Source organism: Streptomyces gamaensis (genome assembly GCF_042656465.1).
GTDB lineage: Bacteria > Actinomycetota > Actinomycetes > Streptomycetales > Streptomycetaceae > Streptomyces > Streptomyces gamaensis.
On the sequence record NZ_JBHSPB010000004.1, the window covers coordinates 288,889 to 303,964 of the forward strand.

Consider the following 15,076-nt stretch of genomic DNA (forward strand, 5'->3'; position numbering starts at 1 on the left):
CGCCGCGGACCGCCGGTTCCCCGTCACCGGCGGGCCGTCTGCGCGGCGTTGTCGTCAGCGGCGGGGCTGGGCGTCGAGCACCTGCTGGAGCGCCTCGAACTCCTCGACGCACTTGCCGGAGCCCAGGGCGACGGAGTCCAGCGGGTCCTCGGCGATGTGGATGGGCATCCCGGTCTCGCGGCGCAGCCGCTCGTCGAGGCCGCGCAGCAGGGCGCCGCCGCCGGTGAGGACGATGCCGCGGTCCATGACGTCGCCGGACAGTTCGGGCGGGCACTTGTCGAGGGTGGTCTTGACGGCGTCGACGATGGAGTTGACGGGTTCCTCGATGGCCTTGCGGACCTCGGCGGCGGAGATCACCACGGTCTTGGGCAGTCCGCTGACGAGGTCGCGGCCGCGGATCTCGGTGTGCTCGTCCTGCTCCAGGTCGTAGGCCGAGCCGATGGTGATCTTGATTTGCTCGGCGGTGCGCTCGCCCAGCAGCAGGCTGTACTCCTTCTTGATGTGCTGGATGATCGCGTTGTCCAGCTCGTCGCCCGCGACGCGGATGGACTGGGCGGTGACGATGCCGCCGAGCGAGATGACGGCGACCTCGGTGGTGCCGCCGCCGATGTCGACGACCATGTTGCCGGTGGCCTCGTGGACGGGCAGGCCGGAGCCGATCGCGGCGGCCATCGGCTCCTCGATGATGTGCACCTGGCGGGCGCCCGCCTGGGTGGACGCCTCGATGACCGCGCGGCGCTCGACGCCGGTGATCCCGGAGGGCACACAGACCACGACGCGGGGCCGGGCCATCCAGCGCCGCTTGTGAATCTTGAGAATGAAGTAGCGGAGCATCCGCTCGGTGATCTCGAAGTCGGCGATGACGCCGTCCTTCAGTGGCCGGACCGCGACGATATTGCCCGGGGTGCGGCCGATCATCTTCTTCGCCTCGGCACCGACCGCGAGGATGCCGCCGGTGTTGGTGTTGATGGCGACGACTGACGGCTCGTTGAGCACGATTCCGCGGCCTCTGACGTACACCAGCGTGTTGGCGGTCCCGAGGTCGACAGCCATGTCACGGCCGATGAACGACATGTTGTTCCCCATGAGGATACGTCTGGCCTTCCCAGCTGGAGCGATTGCTTGACGGAGGTCGGCAGGTGTGCGGTGCGGTGCGCCGCGGGCGCGGAAGCTTCCATCGTAGTGGCGATGGGTCGAACACGGCGCGACGGTTCCTCCGCCATTGTCGGCGGAAGGCGAGCGCGCCCCAGTAATGGTGACGTCGTGTCGGAGTGAGAGGTTCCCGCCGCGCGTGCCGCATATGCCAAGAGCGACCGAAAGGAAATCGGTCGCCCTTGATCACAACGGTGACCTGTCCGAAGCGCGCTCAGGCGAGTCCGGGAAAGAAAATCTTGATTTCCCGTTCGGCGGACTCCGGCGAGTCCGAGGCGTGGATCAGGTTCTCACGGGTGATGGTGCCGAAGTCGCCCCGGATGGAGCCGGGGGCGGCCGCGATGGGGTCGGTGGGGCCGGCCAGCGCGCGGACGCCCTCGATGACGCGCTCGCCCTCGACGACCAGGGCGACCACGGGGCCGGAGGACATGAAGGCCATCAGCGGCTCGTAGAAGTCGCGGCCCACGTGCTCGGCGTAGTGCTGCTCCAGGGTCGTACGGTCCAGGGTGCGCAGCTCCAGCGCGCCGATCGTCCAGTTCGCCTTGCGCTCGATCCGGCCGATGATCTCGCCGACCAGGCCCCTGCGGACGGCGTCTGGCTTGAGGAGGACGAGGGTGCGCTGGTTCATACGGCGGCTCCTGGTGGCGGCTCGTCGAAGAGGCGGACGGACGGGAGGCCAGGACGACATCGTCCTGGTGCGGCAGAGGCTACAGGGGTGTGCGGGACCGCCGAAATCCGGCGTTCCCGCAGCTCGTACGCCTGTCCGCCGGGTCGGGAACGAGTCGTGGCGAATACCCGCAAGCCGGTCAGGCCGTGTCCGGATCCGGCTGCGCCGACCGCTCGGCGAAGCGGGCCTTCGCCTCGTCGATACGGCGGCCGAAGTGCACCGAGGCCCACCACAGGCCGCCGAAGACCACGCCGAGGATGAACATCATCGGCACCACGAAGCCGCTGAGGACCAGGCCCAGTTGCAGCAGCCAGCCCAGCTGCACCCCGCCGGGCCGGGAGAGCATGCCGCACAGCAGCACGCTCAGCGCCATGGCGGTGCCGCTGACGGCCCAGACGGTGCCGGCGGACAGGTCGGAGGTCTGCATCGCGACCAGACCCGCGAATCCGATGACGAAGAACTCGCCGATCAGCGTGCTCGCACACAGCATCCGCACGGCTCAGCCCCTCCCCAGGAGCAACCGGGCCTCGCCGACCGTCATCACCGAGCCGGTCACCAGCACTCCGGCTCCGGAGAACTCGCCCTCCTCCTCGGCCAGGGTGATCGCCGCCTCCAGGGCGTCGTCCAGGCGCGGCTCGACCTGCACCCGCTCGGAGCCGAAGACCTCGACCGCGACGGCGGCCAGCTCGTCGACGTCCATGGCGCGCTCGGTGGTGTTCCTCGTGACCACGACCTCGGCGAGGACCGGCTCGAACGCCTCCAGCACCCCGCGCACGTCCTTGCCCGCGCTCGCGGCCAGCACCCCGATGAGCCGGCTGAAGCCGAACGCCTCGGTGACGGCCTCGGCCGCGGCCCGCGCGCCCGCCGGGTTGTGCGCGGCGTCCAGCACCACGGTGGGGCTGCGGCGCACGACCTCCAGCCGGCCCGGGGAGGTGACCGAGGCGAAGGCGGAGCGCACGGTGTCGATGTCCAGCGGGCGGGCGTGCTGCGCGCCGATGCCGAAGAACGCCTCGACGGCGGCCAGGGCGACCGCCGCGTTGTGCGCCTGGTGCGCCCCGTGCAGCGGCAGGAAGACCTCCGGGTACTCGCCGCCCAGACCGCGCAGGGTCAGCAGCTGGCCGCCGACGGCGACCTCGCGGGAGACCACGCCGAACTCCATGCCCTCGCGGGCGACCGTGGCGTCCACCTCGACCGCGCGCTTGAGGACGACCTGGGCGGCGTCCACGGGCTGCTGGGCGAGGACGACGGTGGCGTCCTGCTTGACGATGCCCGCCTTCTCCCCGGCGATGTCACCGGTGGTGGTGCCCAGCCGGTCGGTGTGGTCGAGGGAGATCGGGGTGACCACGGCGACGCCGGCGTCGACGACGTTGGTCGCGTCCCAGGTGCCGCCCATGCCGACCTCGACGACGGCCACGTCGACCGGGGCGTCCGCGAAGGCCGCGTACGCCATGCCCGTGATCACCTCGAAGAAGGACAGCCGGAATTCCTCGCGCTCGTCCACCATGCGCACATAGGGCTCGATGTCGCGGTAGGTCTCGATGAAGCGCTCGGCGGAGATCGGCGCGCCGTCGAGACTGATCCGCTCGGTGACCGACTGCACGTGGGGGCTGGTGTAGCGGCCGGTGCGCAGCTCGAAGGCGCCGAGCAGCGCCTCGATCATGCGGGCGGTGCTGGTCTTGCCGTTGGTGCCGGTGACGTGGATGGACGGGTAGGCGCGCTGCGGCTGGCCCAGGATGTCCATGAGCTTCTCGATGCGCACCAGGGACGGGTCGAGCTTGGTCTCGCCCCAGCGGCCCGCCAGTTCGCTCTCGACCTCGCGCAGCGCGCGGTCGACCTCGGGGTCGGCGGGCCGGGCGGGCACGCCGTCGCCCTGCGGCGGACCGGCGTGGGTGCGCAGGGTGCGGCTGCCGGCCTCGATGACGGCGAGGTCGGGGGTGGGGGTCCCCCCTGCCCGAGCGGATTCGAGGGCTTGGGGGAGGTCGGTCTCGGCTTCGACGATCTCGGCGAAGCGGTCGTCGCCGGGGGCGCCGGTCGCGTCGGTGCCGGCGTCGTCGTTCTGGTCGTCGTTCGGGTCGTCGTTCTGGGGGCGCTCGCTCACGCCGACCAGTCTACGGAGCGCCGCCGACAACCGGCCCGGCCCTGCCGCGGGCCCGGCGTCAGCGGCCGAGCGCGGCCTTCATGACCGCCTTGGCGACGGGCGCGGCCAGGCCGTTGCCGCTCACCTCGGCGCGGGCCGCGTCGCTGTCGGCGATCACCACGGCGACGGCGATCTGCTTGCCGTGGCTGTCGGTGGCGTACGAGACGAACCAGGCATAGGGCGTACCGCTGTTGTCGACGCCGTGCTGGGCGGTGCCGGTCTTGCCGCCGACGGTCAGCCCGTCGACGCGCGCATTGCTTCCGGTGCCCTGCTCGACGACCGTCTGCATCGCCGAGCGCAGTTGCTCCGCGGTGCCGGCGGAGACGGCCCGGCCGTACTCCTTGGGCGCGTAGGAGTCGAGGACGCCGGAGCTGCCGTCGGTGACCTTGTCGACCATGCGCGGCGTCATCAGTTTGCCGTCGTCGGCGAGCGCGGAGACGACCATGGCCATCTGCAGCGGGGTCGCCTGGTCGTTGTACTGCCCGATGCCGGAGAGCGCGGTCTGCGAGGCGTTCATGTCCGTGGGGTAGACGCTCTTGGCGGCGCGCACGGGGATGTCGAGGGAGCCGTTGTTGAAGCCGAACTTCCCGGCCTGTTCGGCGATCTTCTGCTGGCCGAGCTGGACGGCCATGTGCCCGAAGACGTTGTTGCAGGAGTACTGCAGGGCGGTGCGGATGCTGGCGTTCGCGCAGGGGGCGCTGGGGTTCTCGTTCTTCAGGTAGGTCGTGGTGCCCGGCATCAGATAGGGGTCGGGGCTGTCGGTGGCCTGGTCGACGGAGGAGTACAGGCCGTTCTCCAGGGCGGCCGCCGCGACGACGAGCTTGAAGACCGAGCCGGGCGGATAGGTCTGGCGCAGCGCGCGGTTGAGCATCGGCTGCCGCTCGTCCTGCTGGAGGGCGTCCCAGGCCTTCTGGTCGGCGCTGCCGCGGCCCGCGAAGCCGCCCGGGTCGTACGAGGGGGTGCTGGCCAGGGCGAGGACCGCGCCGGTGGCGGGGTCGAGGGCGACGGCGGCGCCGGTCTTGTCGCCCAGGCCCTCGTAGGCGGCCTTCTGCACGGCCGGGTCGATGGTGGTGATCACGTTGCCGGGGGCGGGCTGCCTGCCGGTCAGTGTGTCCTCGGGGGTGCGCAGCCGGCTGTCCTGGCCGGTGAGGACGGAGTGGAAGAGGCTCTCCAGCTGGTTGCTGCCGTAGGTCTGCGAGGAGTAGCCGGTGACGGGCGCGTACAGGGCGCCGTCGGGGTAGGTGCGCTGGTACTTCAGGTCACCGCCGGTCTCCTTGGAGCCGGTCAGCGGGGTGCCGCCGGCCAGGATGTCGCCGAAGGGCCGGGAGTGGGCGGCTATCGCCTGCCGCGGGTTGTGGGGGTTGTCGTCCAGGCTGCCCGCCTCCGCCGCCTGCACCCACGTGGCCCGTACGAGCACGGCCAGGACGAGCAGCAGCGAGAAGACAGCGATGTGCCGGAGCGGTCGGTTCATCGGGGGCGCGGTCCCTTGCCTTGACTTACGGTGACATATGGCGGCATACGGCCGATACCTGGCCTACCCCTCGAAAACTCCCGACGGCGGAGGGCGGGTTCCCCGCCCGTATGAGAGCTGAGTGAGAAAAATGGCGTCCGAGGACCGGGGGCTGCTCCAGGCCGTCCTGGAGGCGCTGCCCGTGGGTGCGATCGTGCAGGGCCCGGCCGACGAAGTGCTCGCGGCCAACGGGAAGTTCGCCGCGATGTTCGCGCTCGACGGGCGTGTGGACCTCTCCCCGGGCGCCCCCGTCCGCCCGCTCGTCCCCCTCGTCCAGGCCTGCTACGCCCCCGGTTACGACGGCCTCCTCCCGATGGACCAGGACCCGGGCTGCGTCCACGTCCACCGCGTCCACCGCTCGGCGGAGATCCCGCTGGCGGACGGGCGCGTCGTCCGCCGCGATGTCGCGCCCCTGCGCCGCGGCGACGCCTACCTGGGCGCCCTGTGGACGTTCCTCGACGTCAGCGACCGCAAGCGCCGCGAGCACGGTCTGGAGCGCGACAACCTGGCCCTCACCGAACTGGCCCGGCAGCGCAACGCCTTCGTCGGCGCCGCCTCGCACGAGCTGCGCACCCCCCTGACCACGGTCATGAGCTTCGCGGAGCTCCTCGCCGACCCCGCGTTCGGCGCGCTGAACGAGCAGCAGTCCACCTTCGTCGACGCGCTGCGCCGCAACGCCGACCGCATGCAGCGCGTCATCGCCGACCTGCTGGTGACCACCCGGCTGCGGGCCGAGCACCCGGAGCTGGAGTTCGGCCCCGTGGACGTGCCGGGGATGCTGCGGGACGCGGTGCTGGAACGGCTGGCCGCCGCACGCGGCACGGACGTCTTCACGGTCCTCGACTGCGCCCCCGGGCCCGAACTGCGCGGCGACCGGCACCGGCTGCAGCACGTCCTGGCCAACCTGCTGGACAACGCCGCGAAGTACACCCCCGCCGACGGGCGCGTCACCGTCACCGCCGCGCCCCGGGGCGACGCGTGGGTGATCGAGGTCGCCGACACCGGGATCGGTGTCCCCGCCGACGCCCGCGAGGCGATCTTCTCCGGCTTCGTCCGGGCCGCCAACGTCCGTACCGGCGGCTACCCCGGCACCGGCCTCGGCCTCGCCATCAGCCGCACCGTCGTCCGGCTCCACGGCGGCACCCTCACGGCGAGCGGCACGGAGGGCGAGGGCGCGGTCTTCACGATCACGCTGCCGCTGCGCGGACCGGCCGGGGGCGCCGGGGAGCGCGGGGCGCGGGGCACCGCCGCGGGCGGGGAGGCCGGCCGGTGACGCGGGTGCTCGTCGTCGAGGACGACCCCGACCTCGCCCTCGCCCTGCGCACCCTGCTCGGCCACGCCGGCTACGGCGTCCTGCACGCCGGTGACGGCCGCGAGGCGCTGCGGCTGCTGTTCGCCGAACGGCCCGCGCTGATGCTCCTCGACGTCGAGTTGCCGCAGCTCGACGGCTGGCAGGTCCTCGAACGCACCCGGGACCTGTCCGACCTGCCCGTCCTGCTGCTGACCGCGCGCGGCGCCGAGACCGACCGGGTGCGCGGGCTGCGGGCCGGCGCCGACGACTATCTGCCCAAACCCTTCGGCAACGACGAGCTGCTCGCCCGCGTCGAGGCGCTGCTGCGGCGTGCGGCGCCCGGCCGCTGGGCCGGTGAGTCCTTCGACGACGGGCTGCGGCTGGTGCCCGAGCGCCGCTCGGCGGTCTGGCAGGGGCAGGAGGCCCGGCTCAGCGACATCGAGTACCGGCTGTTGCAGGTGCTCGTCCGCAACCGGGGGCGGGTGCTCACCACCGACCAGCTCCTGGACCGGGTCTGGGACGACCCCGGGGGCACGGGCCGCGAGCGCGTGAAGTTCGCCGTCCTGCGGCTGCGCCGCAAACTGCGGCAGGCGGCGGGGGACGCGGCGGCGGACCCGCTGGAGGCGGTGCGCGGGCTGGGCTACCGCTACCGGTCGGGCGGCGGCTGAGCGGCCCGGCGCGGGACGGCCGCAGGGTGCGGGCCCGCCGCGACACTCCTGCGCCGTGACGTACCGGGCTGCCGGCGGAGCGCCGGGCGGCGTCCGGGCCCATCGCCCCGCACGCCCCGGGACCGGCGTCCCGGCCCGTGAGTCGCAACCGTCACGCAACCGAACACCGCCCGTCCGGGCAACCGACGCACCCCAGGCTCTGGAGCCGTCCCCGCAGCATCCGGCCCCAGGAGCCCCATGTCCCGCCTGCCCGCCCGCAGCGTCGCCGTCGTCCTCGGCACCCGCCCCGAACTGGTCAAGCTCACCGACCTCGTCCGCCTCCTGGGCCCCGCTGCCCACCTGGTGCACACCGGGCAGCACTACGACGAGGCGCTCTCCGGCCGGTTCCTGGCGGAGCTGGGCCTGCCCGGGCCGACGTTCCTGACGGGTGTGGGCGGGCAGCCGCGCGCCGTGCAGATCTCGGCCGCGCTGGCGCAGCTGGACGCGTTGTTCACCGCCGGGCCGCCGTCGGCCGTCGTCGTCCAGGGCGACACCAACGCGGCCCTGGCCGGCGCGCTCGCCGCCAACGCGCGCGGCATCCCGCTGCTGCACGTCGAAGCGGGCCTGCGCAGCCACGACCGGAACATGCCCGAGGAGCACAACCGGGTCCTGATCGACCGGATCGCCGACGTGCTGTGCGCCGCGACCGAGGACAACCGCGCCAACCTCCTCGCCGAGGGCGTCGAGGACGCGCGGATCGCGGTCACCGGCAACACCGTCGTCGAGGCCGTGCGCGGAGCACTGCCCGACGCGGCGGCCCGCGCCGGGCTGCTGCGCCGGTACGGGGTGCCCGCCGACGGCTACGTCCTCGCCACCGTCCACCGCCCCGAGAACACCGACGACGCCGACGCGCTGCGCGCCGTCCTCACCGAGCTGCGCGCCCTCGCCGCGGACGTCCCGGTGCTCTTCCCGGTGCACCCGCGCACCCGCGCCCGGATCGCGGCCGCCGGTCTGGAGGACCTGCTGCCGGGGCTGACGGTGACCGCCCCGCTCGGCTACGGCGAGTTCCTCGCCCTGGCCCGGCACGCGGCGCTGCTGGTCTCCGACTCCGGCGGCATCCAGGAGGAGTGCACGGTACTGGGCCGCCCGCTGGTCGTCGTGCGCCGCTCCACGGAACGGCCCGAGGCGATGGCCGACTTCGCCGAACTGGTCGCGCCCGGCGCGGAGCTGGGCCGTGCGGCCCGCCGCCGGCTGGCACAGGGCACGGCGGGCCTGGACCGGCTCGCGTCCCTGCCGAGCCCCTTCGGCGACGGCCGCGCCTCCGAGCGGATCGTGGCCCTGCTGGCCGAGGCCACGGCCCCGCCGCGGATCGCCGCGGCGGCGTGAGGGGTCCGTACCGCCCGTAGAGCCTGCACGTCCTCGGACCACCGACCGACCGCGTGCGGTACGGCCCCTCGCACCGCAGGCCGGTACGCCCCGCAGCGCCCACGGAGCCCGGCCGCCACCACCTGGCGTGCCCATACGCCCGCACGGGAGCCGCGCTCCGCCGAGCGCCCCGGCCGACCGCCGCCCCAGGCCCGTACGCCCCACAGCACCCGCGACACCCCGACGCCACCACCCGGCACGCCCACGCGCCCGTACGGACGCCACGCCCCATGCCCCCGGCCGACCGCCGGCCGCCGCCCCTACGTCCCGCGGCGCCCACAACACCCCCTGCCCCCACGGCGAGTTGCCGCCCCCGCCCCACCGGAGTCCTCCCCCCATGTTCCACTCCCCCCTCCTGCTCGTGTTCCCCTTCTTCCTCCTGGTCTGCTTCCTGCTGTACTGGGCCGGCGCGCGCCACGCCTTCCTGCGGCGTCCCGCCGTCCAGGACGGCGACCCGCGCGCCTTCGACTGGCACGTCTTCGTGCCGTGCCGGGACGAGGAGGCCGTCATCGGCACCACCGTCGCGCGGCTGCGTGCCGACCATCCGGACGCCCATGTGTGGGTCGTCGACGACGACAGCGACGACGCGACCGGCACGATCGTGGCCGCTCTCGCCGAGTCCGACCGGCGTGTGCACCTGGTGCGCCGGCACCGGCCGGACGCCCGCCAGGGCAAGGGCGCCGCGCTCAACGCCGCGTACGACGAGCTGACCGAGTTCCTGGCCGAGGGCACCGACCGGGAGCGGGTCGTGGTGTGCGTCGTCGACGCCGACGGCCGGCTGGCCCCGGACGCCCTCCGCCGCGTCAGCGGCCCGCACGGCTTCGGCGACCCCGAGACCGGCGGCGTCCAGGTCGGTGTGCGCATGCGCAACGCCGAGGACCCGCGGCCGCTGCCGGACCGCGGCAGGGCGGCCAACGCCTTCGCGCGGCTGCTGGTGCGCATGCAGGACATGGAGTTCTCCGTCTCCAACGCGGGCATGCAGCTGCTGCGCGCCCGTACCGGCTCGGTCGGCCTCGGCGGCAACGGCCAGTTCACCCGGCTCGCCGCCCTGGACCGCATAGCGGCCGCCGAGCGCCGCCCCTGGCAGCGCGGCGCACTGCTGGAGGACTACGAGCTGGGCCTGCACATGGTCCTGGGCGGCGACCGGACAGCACACATAGCGGACACCTGGGTCTCCCAGGAGGGCCTGCCGCACGCCCGCCGCTTCCTGACCCAGCGCACCCGCTGGGCGCAGGGCAACCTGCAGTGCGTGCGCTACGCGCCGCGCATCGTCTCCTCGCGCCACTACAGCGGCAAGGGCGTCCTGGAGACGCTGTACACCTTCCTGCAGCCGGTCGCCCACATCGCGACGCTCGTCCTGTGCGCCGTGATGTTCACCCTGCTCGCTCTCGACGCCGTGCGGGACGGCTTCGGCGCGGCCTTCGGCGGCATGCTCGCGCTGTGGCCGCTGGTCCTCGTGCTGGGCCTGGTGTCCGTGCTGCCGTTCGTGCTGTGGGGTCCGGTCTACCGCCGGGAGCGCGCGGACGACCGCTCGCCGCTCGTCGGCGTCCTGTGGGGGCTGGCGCTGTGGCTCTACGCCTACCACCTGTTCCCGGCGTCGGCGCGCGGCTTCGTACGGATGCTGCGCGGCCGCAACGGCTGGGCCAAGACACGGCGCAACGCCGAGGCCGTCACCTCGGGCCCGACCGCCATCGAGAGCTGAGCCCGCCGGCCGGGCCGCGAAAGCCGGGCCCGACAGGGAGAGTTGGGTCACAAAACGCGCCCGGATGACAACCTCGGCGCCCGTTCGGCCATCTGACCGCCGGGAGAAAACTGCCCGGAGAGGTTCCGGGTGGCGGAACGGAGCGTTGTGCGGACACCGCAACTCAGCAATCGCGTGCACTTGTTGCTGCTCACTGCGTGGACCGTGGCGTGGTTCGCCCTGGTCGAGCCGAGCGGCGGCTTCTCCTGGCACTATCTGCGCACCGGCGGCGAGCTCATCTACGACGGCGGCAACGGCACGGGCGGGCTGAACCTCTACGCCCACCACCCGGAGTTGCAGATGGGCCCCATCAGCTTCCTCGTGGCGGGCCTGTTCAACCCGTTCTCCGAGCACATGGGCCAGTTCCTCGCGGCGGCGTTCATGTCCGTGCTGGGACTGGTCATCGTCGTGCTCGCGGGGCGCAGCGCGGCCATCTCCTTCCTGGGTACGGGCACCAACCACCAGCGGCTGCGGCAGCGCGTGCTGATCGCGGGGCTCGCGTTCATCCCGATGTGGATCGAGGTGTCCGTGCGTTTCGGGCATCTCGACGACGTACTCGCCCTGTTCTTCACGGCGTTGGCGGTGTGGTTCCTCACCCGCTGCAACGCGGCCGCCGTCGGCGCGTGCCTCGCGCTCGCGATGGACTCCAAGCCGACGGCGCTCGCGTTCCTGCCGCTGATCCTCGCGCTGCCGAGGGAGCGGTGGCTGCGCGCGGCGCTGTGGTGCGTGGGGCTGCTGGCCGTGGCCTGGCTGCCGTTCTTCGTCGCGGCCCCGGACTCCTTCGCCGCCGCGAAGTTCACCATCCCCAACAACCCGGCGTCCGCGCTGCGTTGGCTGGGCGCCAACGACCCGTACACCCCGGACTGGGCCCGGCCCGCGCAGGCCGCGCTGGGCCTGACGCTCGGCGCGGTCGCCGTGTGGCGCGGGCGCTGGGCGGGGATCGTGCTGCTGGGCGCCAACGCCCGGATCGTCCTGGATCCCAGCGTCTACACGTACTACACGGCCTCCGTGCTGCTCGGCACCCTGCTGTGGGACGTGTGCGGGCAGCGGCGTCTGGTGCCCTGGTGCAGCTGGATCGCGCTGATCGTGCTGTACGGCAGCGTGTTCGTGGTGCCGGACGAGTCGGCGCGGGGGCTGATCCGGCTGGCGTTCGTGGCCGGTTCGACGGTGTACGTCCTGTGCTGGCCGCAGCGCAACCGCAACGCGCGCCGCGGCAGGCCCGTCGACCGGGTGGAGGACGGGCCGGTGGATGGACCGTGGGGGCCGATGTGGGACCCGGGCCGGACGCGGCCGTGGGAGACGTCGTCAGTGGCCCCGCCGGCAGGACGCGAACCCCGCTGATCCCGGGGCCGGAGCGCGGGCGCCGCGTTCCGGTAGGGCCCCGGCGCACGATCGGGGTGCCTGCGGCACCCGGCCGGGCCGGGCGCCGGCAACAGCCCTGACCGGCGCACCGCCGCGTGCTCCCGCGCGCCGCGCCCGTACGGCAACCGGCGGGCCGCGACTCGCCCCGTGCCACGCCCCGTCCCGACGCCGGGCGGACGCTCGTCCCCCGCGCGCCCGGCACAGCCCGGGCCAGGAGGGGCACCGGCCCTGCCCTGACCGGCACGCCGCCGCGGCCCGCGCGGCGCAGCGGTGCGCGTCGCGCCCCGTACGGCACCGGCACGCCGCGACGGCGAGCCGCGCGGGCACCGTGGCCTCAGCCGACAGGCCGACGGTCCGCTCGGGGCCCGCCCCGTACCGCACCGCCACGGCAGCACCCCGCGGCCGGGAACGTCGACGGCCCCCGCCGACACGTGTGTCGGCGGGGGCCGTCGCCCTTGCGCGCTCAGCCCTGCGGCAGTGCCGCCAGCTGCGCGGTGATGCGGTCGATGTCGGCCTCGGCCGTGGCGAGCCGGGTGCGGATCTTCTCCACGACGTGGTCCGGGGCCTTGGCCAGGAACGCCTCGTTGCCCAGCTTGCCGTTGGCCTGGGCCTTCTCCTTCTCGGCGGCGGCGAGGTCCTTCGTCAGCCGCTTGCGCTCCGCCGCGAAGTCGATGACCCCGGACAGGTCGAGCGCGACCGTCGCCCCGGCCACCGGCAGTGTCGCCGTCGCCTGGAACTCCTCCCCGGCCGGCTGAAGCCGCAGCAGCTGCCGGATGGCGCCCTCGTGCGCCGCGAGCCGCGTGCCCGACAGCTCCAGCCGCGCCGGGACCTTCTGGCCCGGCTGCAGGCCCTGGTCGGAGCGGAAGCGGCGGACCTCGGTGATGACCCGCTGCAGCTCCTCGATCTCCCGCTCGGCCTCGGCGTCGCGGAAGCCGCCCGGGGCCTCGGCCCCGGGAACGGACACGGCGGTCGGCCAGTCGGCGACGACGACGGACTCCTTGCCCGTCAGGGCCGTCCACAGCGTCTCGGTGACGAACGGCACGACCGGGTGCAGCAGCTTCAGCGTGACGTCCAGGACCTCGCCCAGGACGCGTGCCGAGACCTTCGCGGGCTCGCCGCCCGCCATGAAGGTGGTCTTGGACAGCTCGACATACCAGTCGAAGACCTCGTCCCACGCGAAGTGGAACAGCGCGTCCGACAGCTTCGCGAACTGGTAGTCGTCGTAGTAGGCGTCGACCTCGGCGACCGTCGCGTTCAGCCGCGAGAGGATCCAGCGGTCGGTCGCCGACATCCGCTCCACGGGCGGGAGTTCGCCCTCGACCGTGGCGCCGTTCATCAGGGCGAAGCGCGTCGCGTTCCAGATCTTGTTGGCGAAGTTGCGGGAGCCCTGCACCCAGTCCTCGCCGATCGGCACGTCGACACCGGGGTTGGCGCCGCGCGCGAGCGTGAAGCGGACGGCGTCGGAGCCGTACTTGTCCATCCAGTCCAGCGGGTTGACCGCGTTGCCGAAGGACTTCGACATCTTCTTGCCGAACTGGTCGCGCACCATGCCGTGCAGGGCGATGGTGTGGAACGGCGGGGTGCCGTCCATCGCGTACAGGCCGAACATCATCATCCGGACGACCCAGAAGAAGAGGATGTCGTAGCCGGTGACGAGGACCGAGTTCGGGTAGAACTTCTCGACGCTCTCGGTCTTCTCGGGCCAGCCGAGCGTGGAGAACGGCCACAGGCCGGAGGAGAACCAGGTGTCGAGGACATCGGTCTCCTGGTGCCAGCCCTCGCCCGCCGGCGGCTGCTCGTCCGGGCCGACGCAGACCGTCTCGCCGTTCGGGCCGTACCAGACCGGGATGCGGTGGCCCCACCACAGCTGCCGCGAGATGCACCAGTCGTGCAGATTGTCCACCCAGTCGAAGTAGCGCTTCGCCATCTCCTCGGGGTGGATCCTCACCTTGCCCTCGCGGACGGCGTCGCTCGCGGCCTTCGCCAGCGGGGCGGTCCGCACCCACCACTGCATGGACAGGCGCGGCTCGATGGTGGTCTTGCAGCGCGAGCAGTGGCCCACGGAGTGGGTGTACGGGCGCTTCTCGGCGACGATGCGGCCCTCGGCGCGCAGCGCGCCGACGATCGCGGACCGGGCCTCGAAGCGGTCCAGGCCCTGGAAGGGGCCGTGGACGGTGATGACGCCGTGCTCGTCGAGGACGGTCAGGCTCGGCAGGTCGTGGCGGCGGCCGATCTCGAAGTCGTTGGGGTCGTGCGCGGGGGTCACCTTGACGGCGCCCGTGCCGAACTCCGGGTCGACGTGCTCGTCGGCGACGACCGGGATACGGCGGCCGGTCAGCGGCAGCTCGATCTCGGTGCCGACCAGGTGCCGGTAGCGCTCGTCCTCGGGGTGGACGGCCACGGCGGTGTCGCCGAGCATCGTCTCCGCGCGGGTCGTGGCGACGACGATGGAGTCGTCCCCCTCGCCGTAGCGGATCGAGACGAGCTCGCCGTCGTCGTCCTGGTACTCCACCTCGATGTCGGAAATGGCCGTCAGACAGCGCGGGCACCAGTTGATGATGCGCTCGGCGCGGTAGATCAGCTCGTCGTCGTAGAGCTTCTTGAAGATGGTCTGGACGGCCTTGGAGAGGCCCTCGTCCATGGTGAAGCGCTCACGGGACCAGGCGACGCCGTCGCCGAGGCGGCGCATCTGCCCGGAGATCTGCCCGCCGGACTCGGCCTTCCACTTCCACACGCGCTCGATGAACGCCTCGCGGCCCAGGTCGTGGCGGGACTTGCCCTCCTTGGCCAGCTCGCGCTCGACGACGTTCTGCGTGGCGATACCGGCGTGGTCCATGCCGGGCTGCCACAGCGTCTCGTAACCCTGCATGCGCTTGCGGCGGGTGAGGGCGTCGATCAGGGTGTGCTCGAAGGCATGGCCCAGGTGGAGCGAGCCGGTGACGTTCGGCGGGGGGATGACGATGGTGTAGGGCTCTTTGTCGCTCCGGGCGTCGGCCTCGAAGTAGCCCCGCTCTACCCAGCGCTCGTACAGCGGCCCCTCCACCTCGGCCGGCGCGTACTGGGTCGGCAGTTCAGGAGTGCTGTCGGTGTGCCCGCTGGCGGGGCGCTGAGTCTTCTCGGTCACGGGGGAATTCTACGGGCCCG

The 15,076-nt window shown here is 73.0% G+C and carries 11 protein-coding genes; 5 read left to right on the top strand and 6 right to left on the bottom strand.

The window, feature by feature from the left end; genetic code table 11:
• Positions 1–54: 54 nt before the first annotated feature.
• From ACFP1Z_RS08635 to ACFP1Z_RS08655, 5 genes are all read right to left on the bottom strand, one after another.
• A complete protein-coding gene (locus ACFP1Z_RS08635) occupies positions 55–1,074 on the bottom strand; it encodes a rod shape-determining protein (protein ID WP_004950903.1) in 1,020 nt (339 codons plus the stop codon).
• A gap of 292 nt (positions 1,075–1,366) precedes the next feature.
• Complete coding sequence (gene ndk / locus ACFP1Z_RS08640; protein ID WP_390315327.1) at positions 1,367–1,780, bottom strand: nucleoside-diphosphate kinase; 414 nt, start codon at positions 1,778–1,780, stop codon at positions 1,367–1,369.
• A gap of 178 nt (positions 1,781–1,958) precedes the next feature.
• On the bottom strand, positions 1,959–2,315 hold the full coding sequence (locus ACFP1Z_RS08645) for a DUF4233 domain-containing protein (protein WP_390315328.1): 357 nt from the start codon (positions 2,313–2,315) through the stop codon (positions 1,959–1,961).
• Between the two features lie 3 nt (positions 2,316–2,318).
• Positions 2,319–3,917 (bottom strand): bifunctional tetrahydrofolate synthase/dihydrofolate synthase, encoded by a 1,599-nt coding sequence (folC, locus tag ACFP1Z_RS08650; protein ID WP_390315329.1) that lies wholly within the window; start codon positions 3,915–3,917, stop codon positions 2,319–2,321.
• A 58-nt stretch (positions 3,918–3,975) separates the two neighbouring features.
• Positions 3,976–5,427 carry a peptidoglycan D,D-transpeptidase FtsI family protein gene (locus ACFP1Z_RS08655; protein WP_390315330.1) on the bottom strand — a complete coding sequence of 484 codons (1,452 nt, stop codon included), beginning with the start codon at positions 5,425–5,427 and terminating at the stop codon, positions 3,976–3,978.
• 130 nt (positions 5,428–5,557) lie between these two features.
• Between ACFP1Z_RS08655 and ACFP1Z_RS08660 the strand changes: the two genes are divergently transcribed.
• From ACFP1Z_RS08660 to ACFP1Z_RS08680, 5 genes are all read left to right on the top strand, one after another.
• Positions 5,558–6,739 (top strand): PAS domain-containing sensor histidine kinase, encoded by a 1,182-nt coding sequence (locus ACFP1Z_RS08660; protein WP_390315331.1) that lies wholly within the window; start codon positions 5,558–5,560, stop codon positions 6,737–6,739.
• Positions 6,736–7,425 (top strand): response regulator transcription factor, encoded by a 690-nt coding sequence (locus ACFP1Z_RS08665; protein WP_390315332.1) that lies wholly within the window; start codon positions 6,736–6,738, stop codon positions 7,423–7,425. Before ACFP1Z_RS08660 ends, ACFP1Z_RS08665 begins: the two co-directional genes overlap by 4 nt.
• Before the next feature lie 237 nt (positions 7,426–7,662).
• Positions 7,663–8,790: a non-hydrolyzing UDP-N-acetylglucosamine 2-epimerase gene (wecB, locus tag ACFP1Z_RS08670; RefSeq protein WP_390315333.1), complete on the top strand. Its 1,128-nt coding sequence runs from the start codon at positions 7,663–7,665 to the stop codon at positions 8,788–8,790.
• A 376-nt stretch (positions 8,791–9,166) separates the two neighbouring features.
• Entirely contained in the window at positions 9,167–10,531 is a 1,365-nt protein-coding gene (locus ACFP1Z_RS08675; RefSeq protein WP_390315334.1) for a glycosyltransferase, read from the top strand.
• A gap of 174 nt (positions 10,532–10,705) precedes the next feature.
• The gene (locus ACFP1Z_RS08680) at positions 10,706–11,911 is read left to right on the top strand and encodes a hypothetical protein (protein WP_390315534.1); all 1,206 of its coding nucleotides are present in this window, start codon (positions 10,706–10,708) and stop codon (positions 11,909–11,911) included.
• Positions 11,912–12,395: 484 nt separating this feature from the next.
• On the opposite strand, the gene ACFP1Z_RS08685 is transcribed toward ACFP1Z_RS08680, so the two are convergent.
• Positions 12,396–15,056 carry a valine--tRNA ligase gene (locus tag ACFP1Z_RS08685; protein ID WP_390315335.1) on the bottom strand — a complete coding sequence of 887 codons (2,661 nt, stop codon included), beginning with the start codon at positions 15,054–15,056 and terminating at the stop codon, positions 12,396–12,398.
• Positions 15,057–15,076 lie beyond the last annotated feature (20 nt).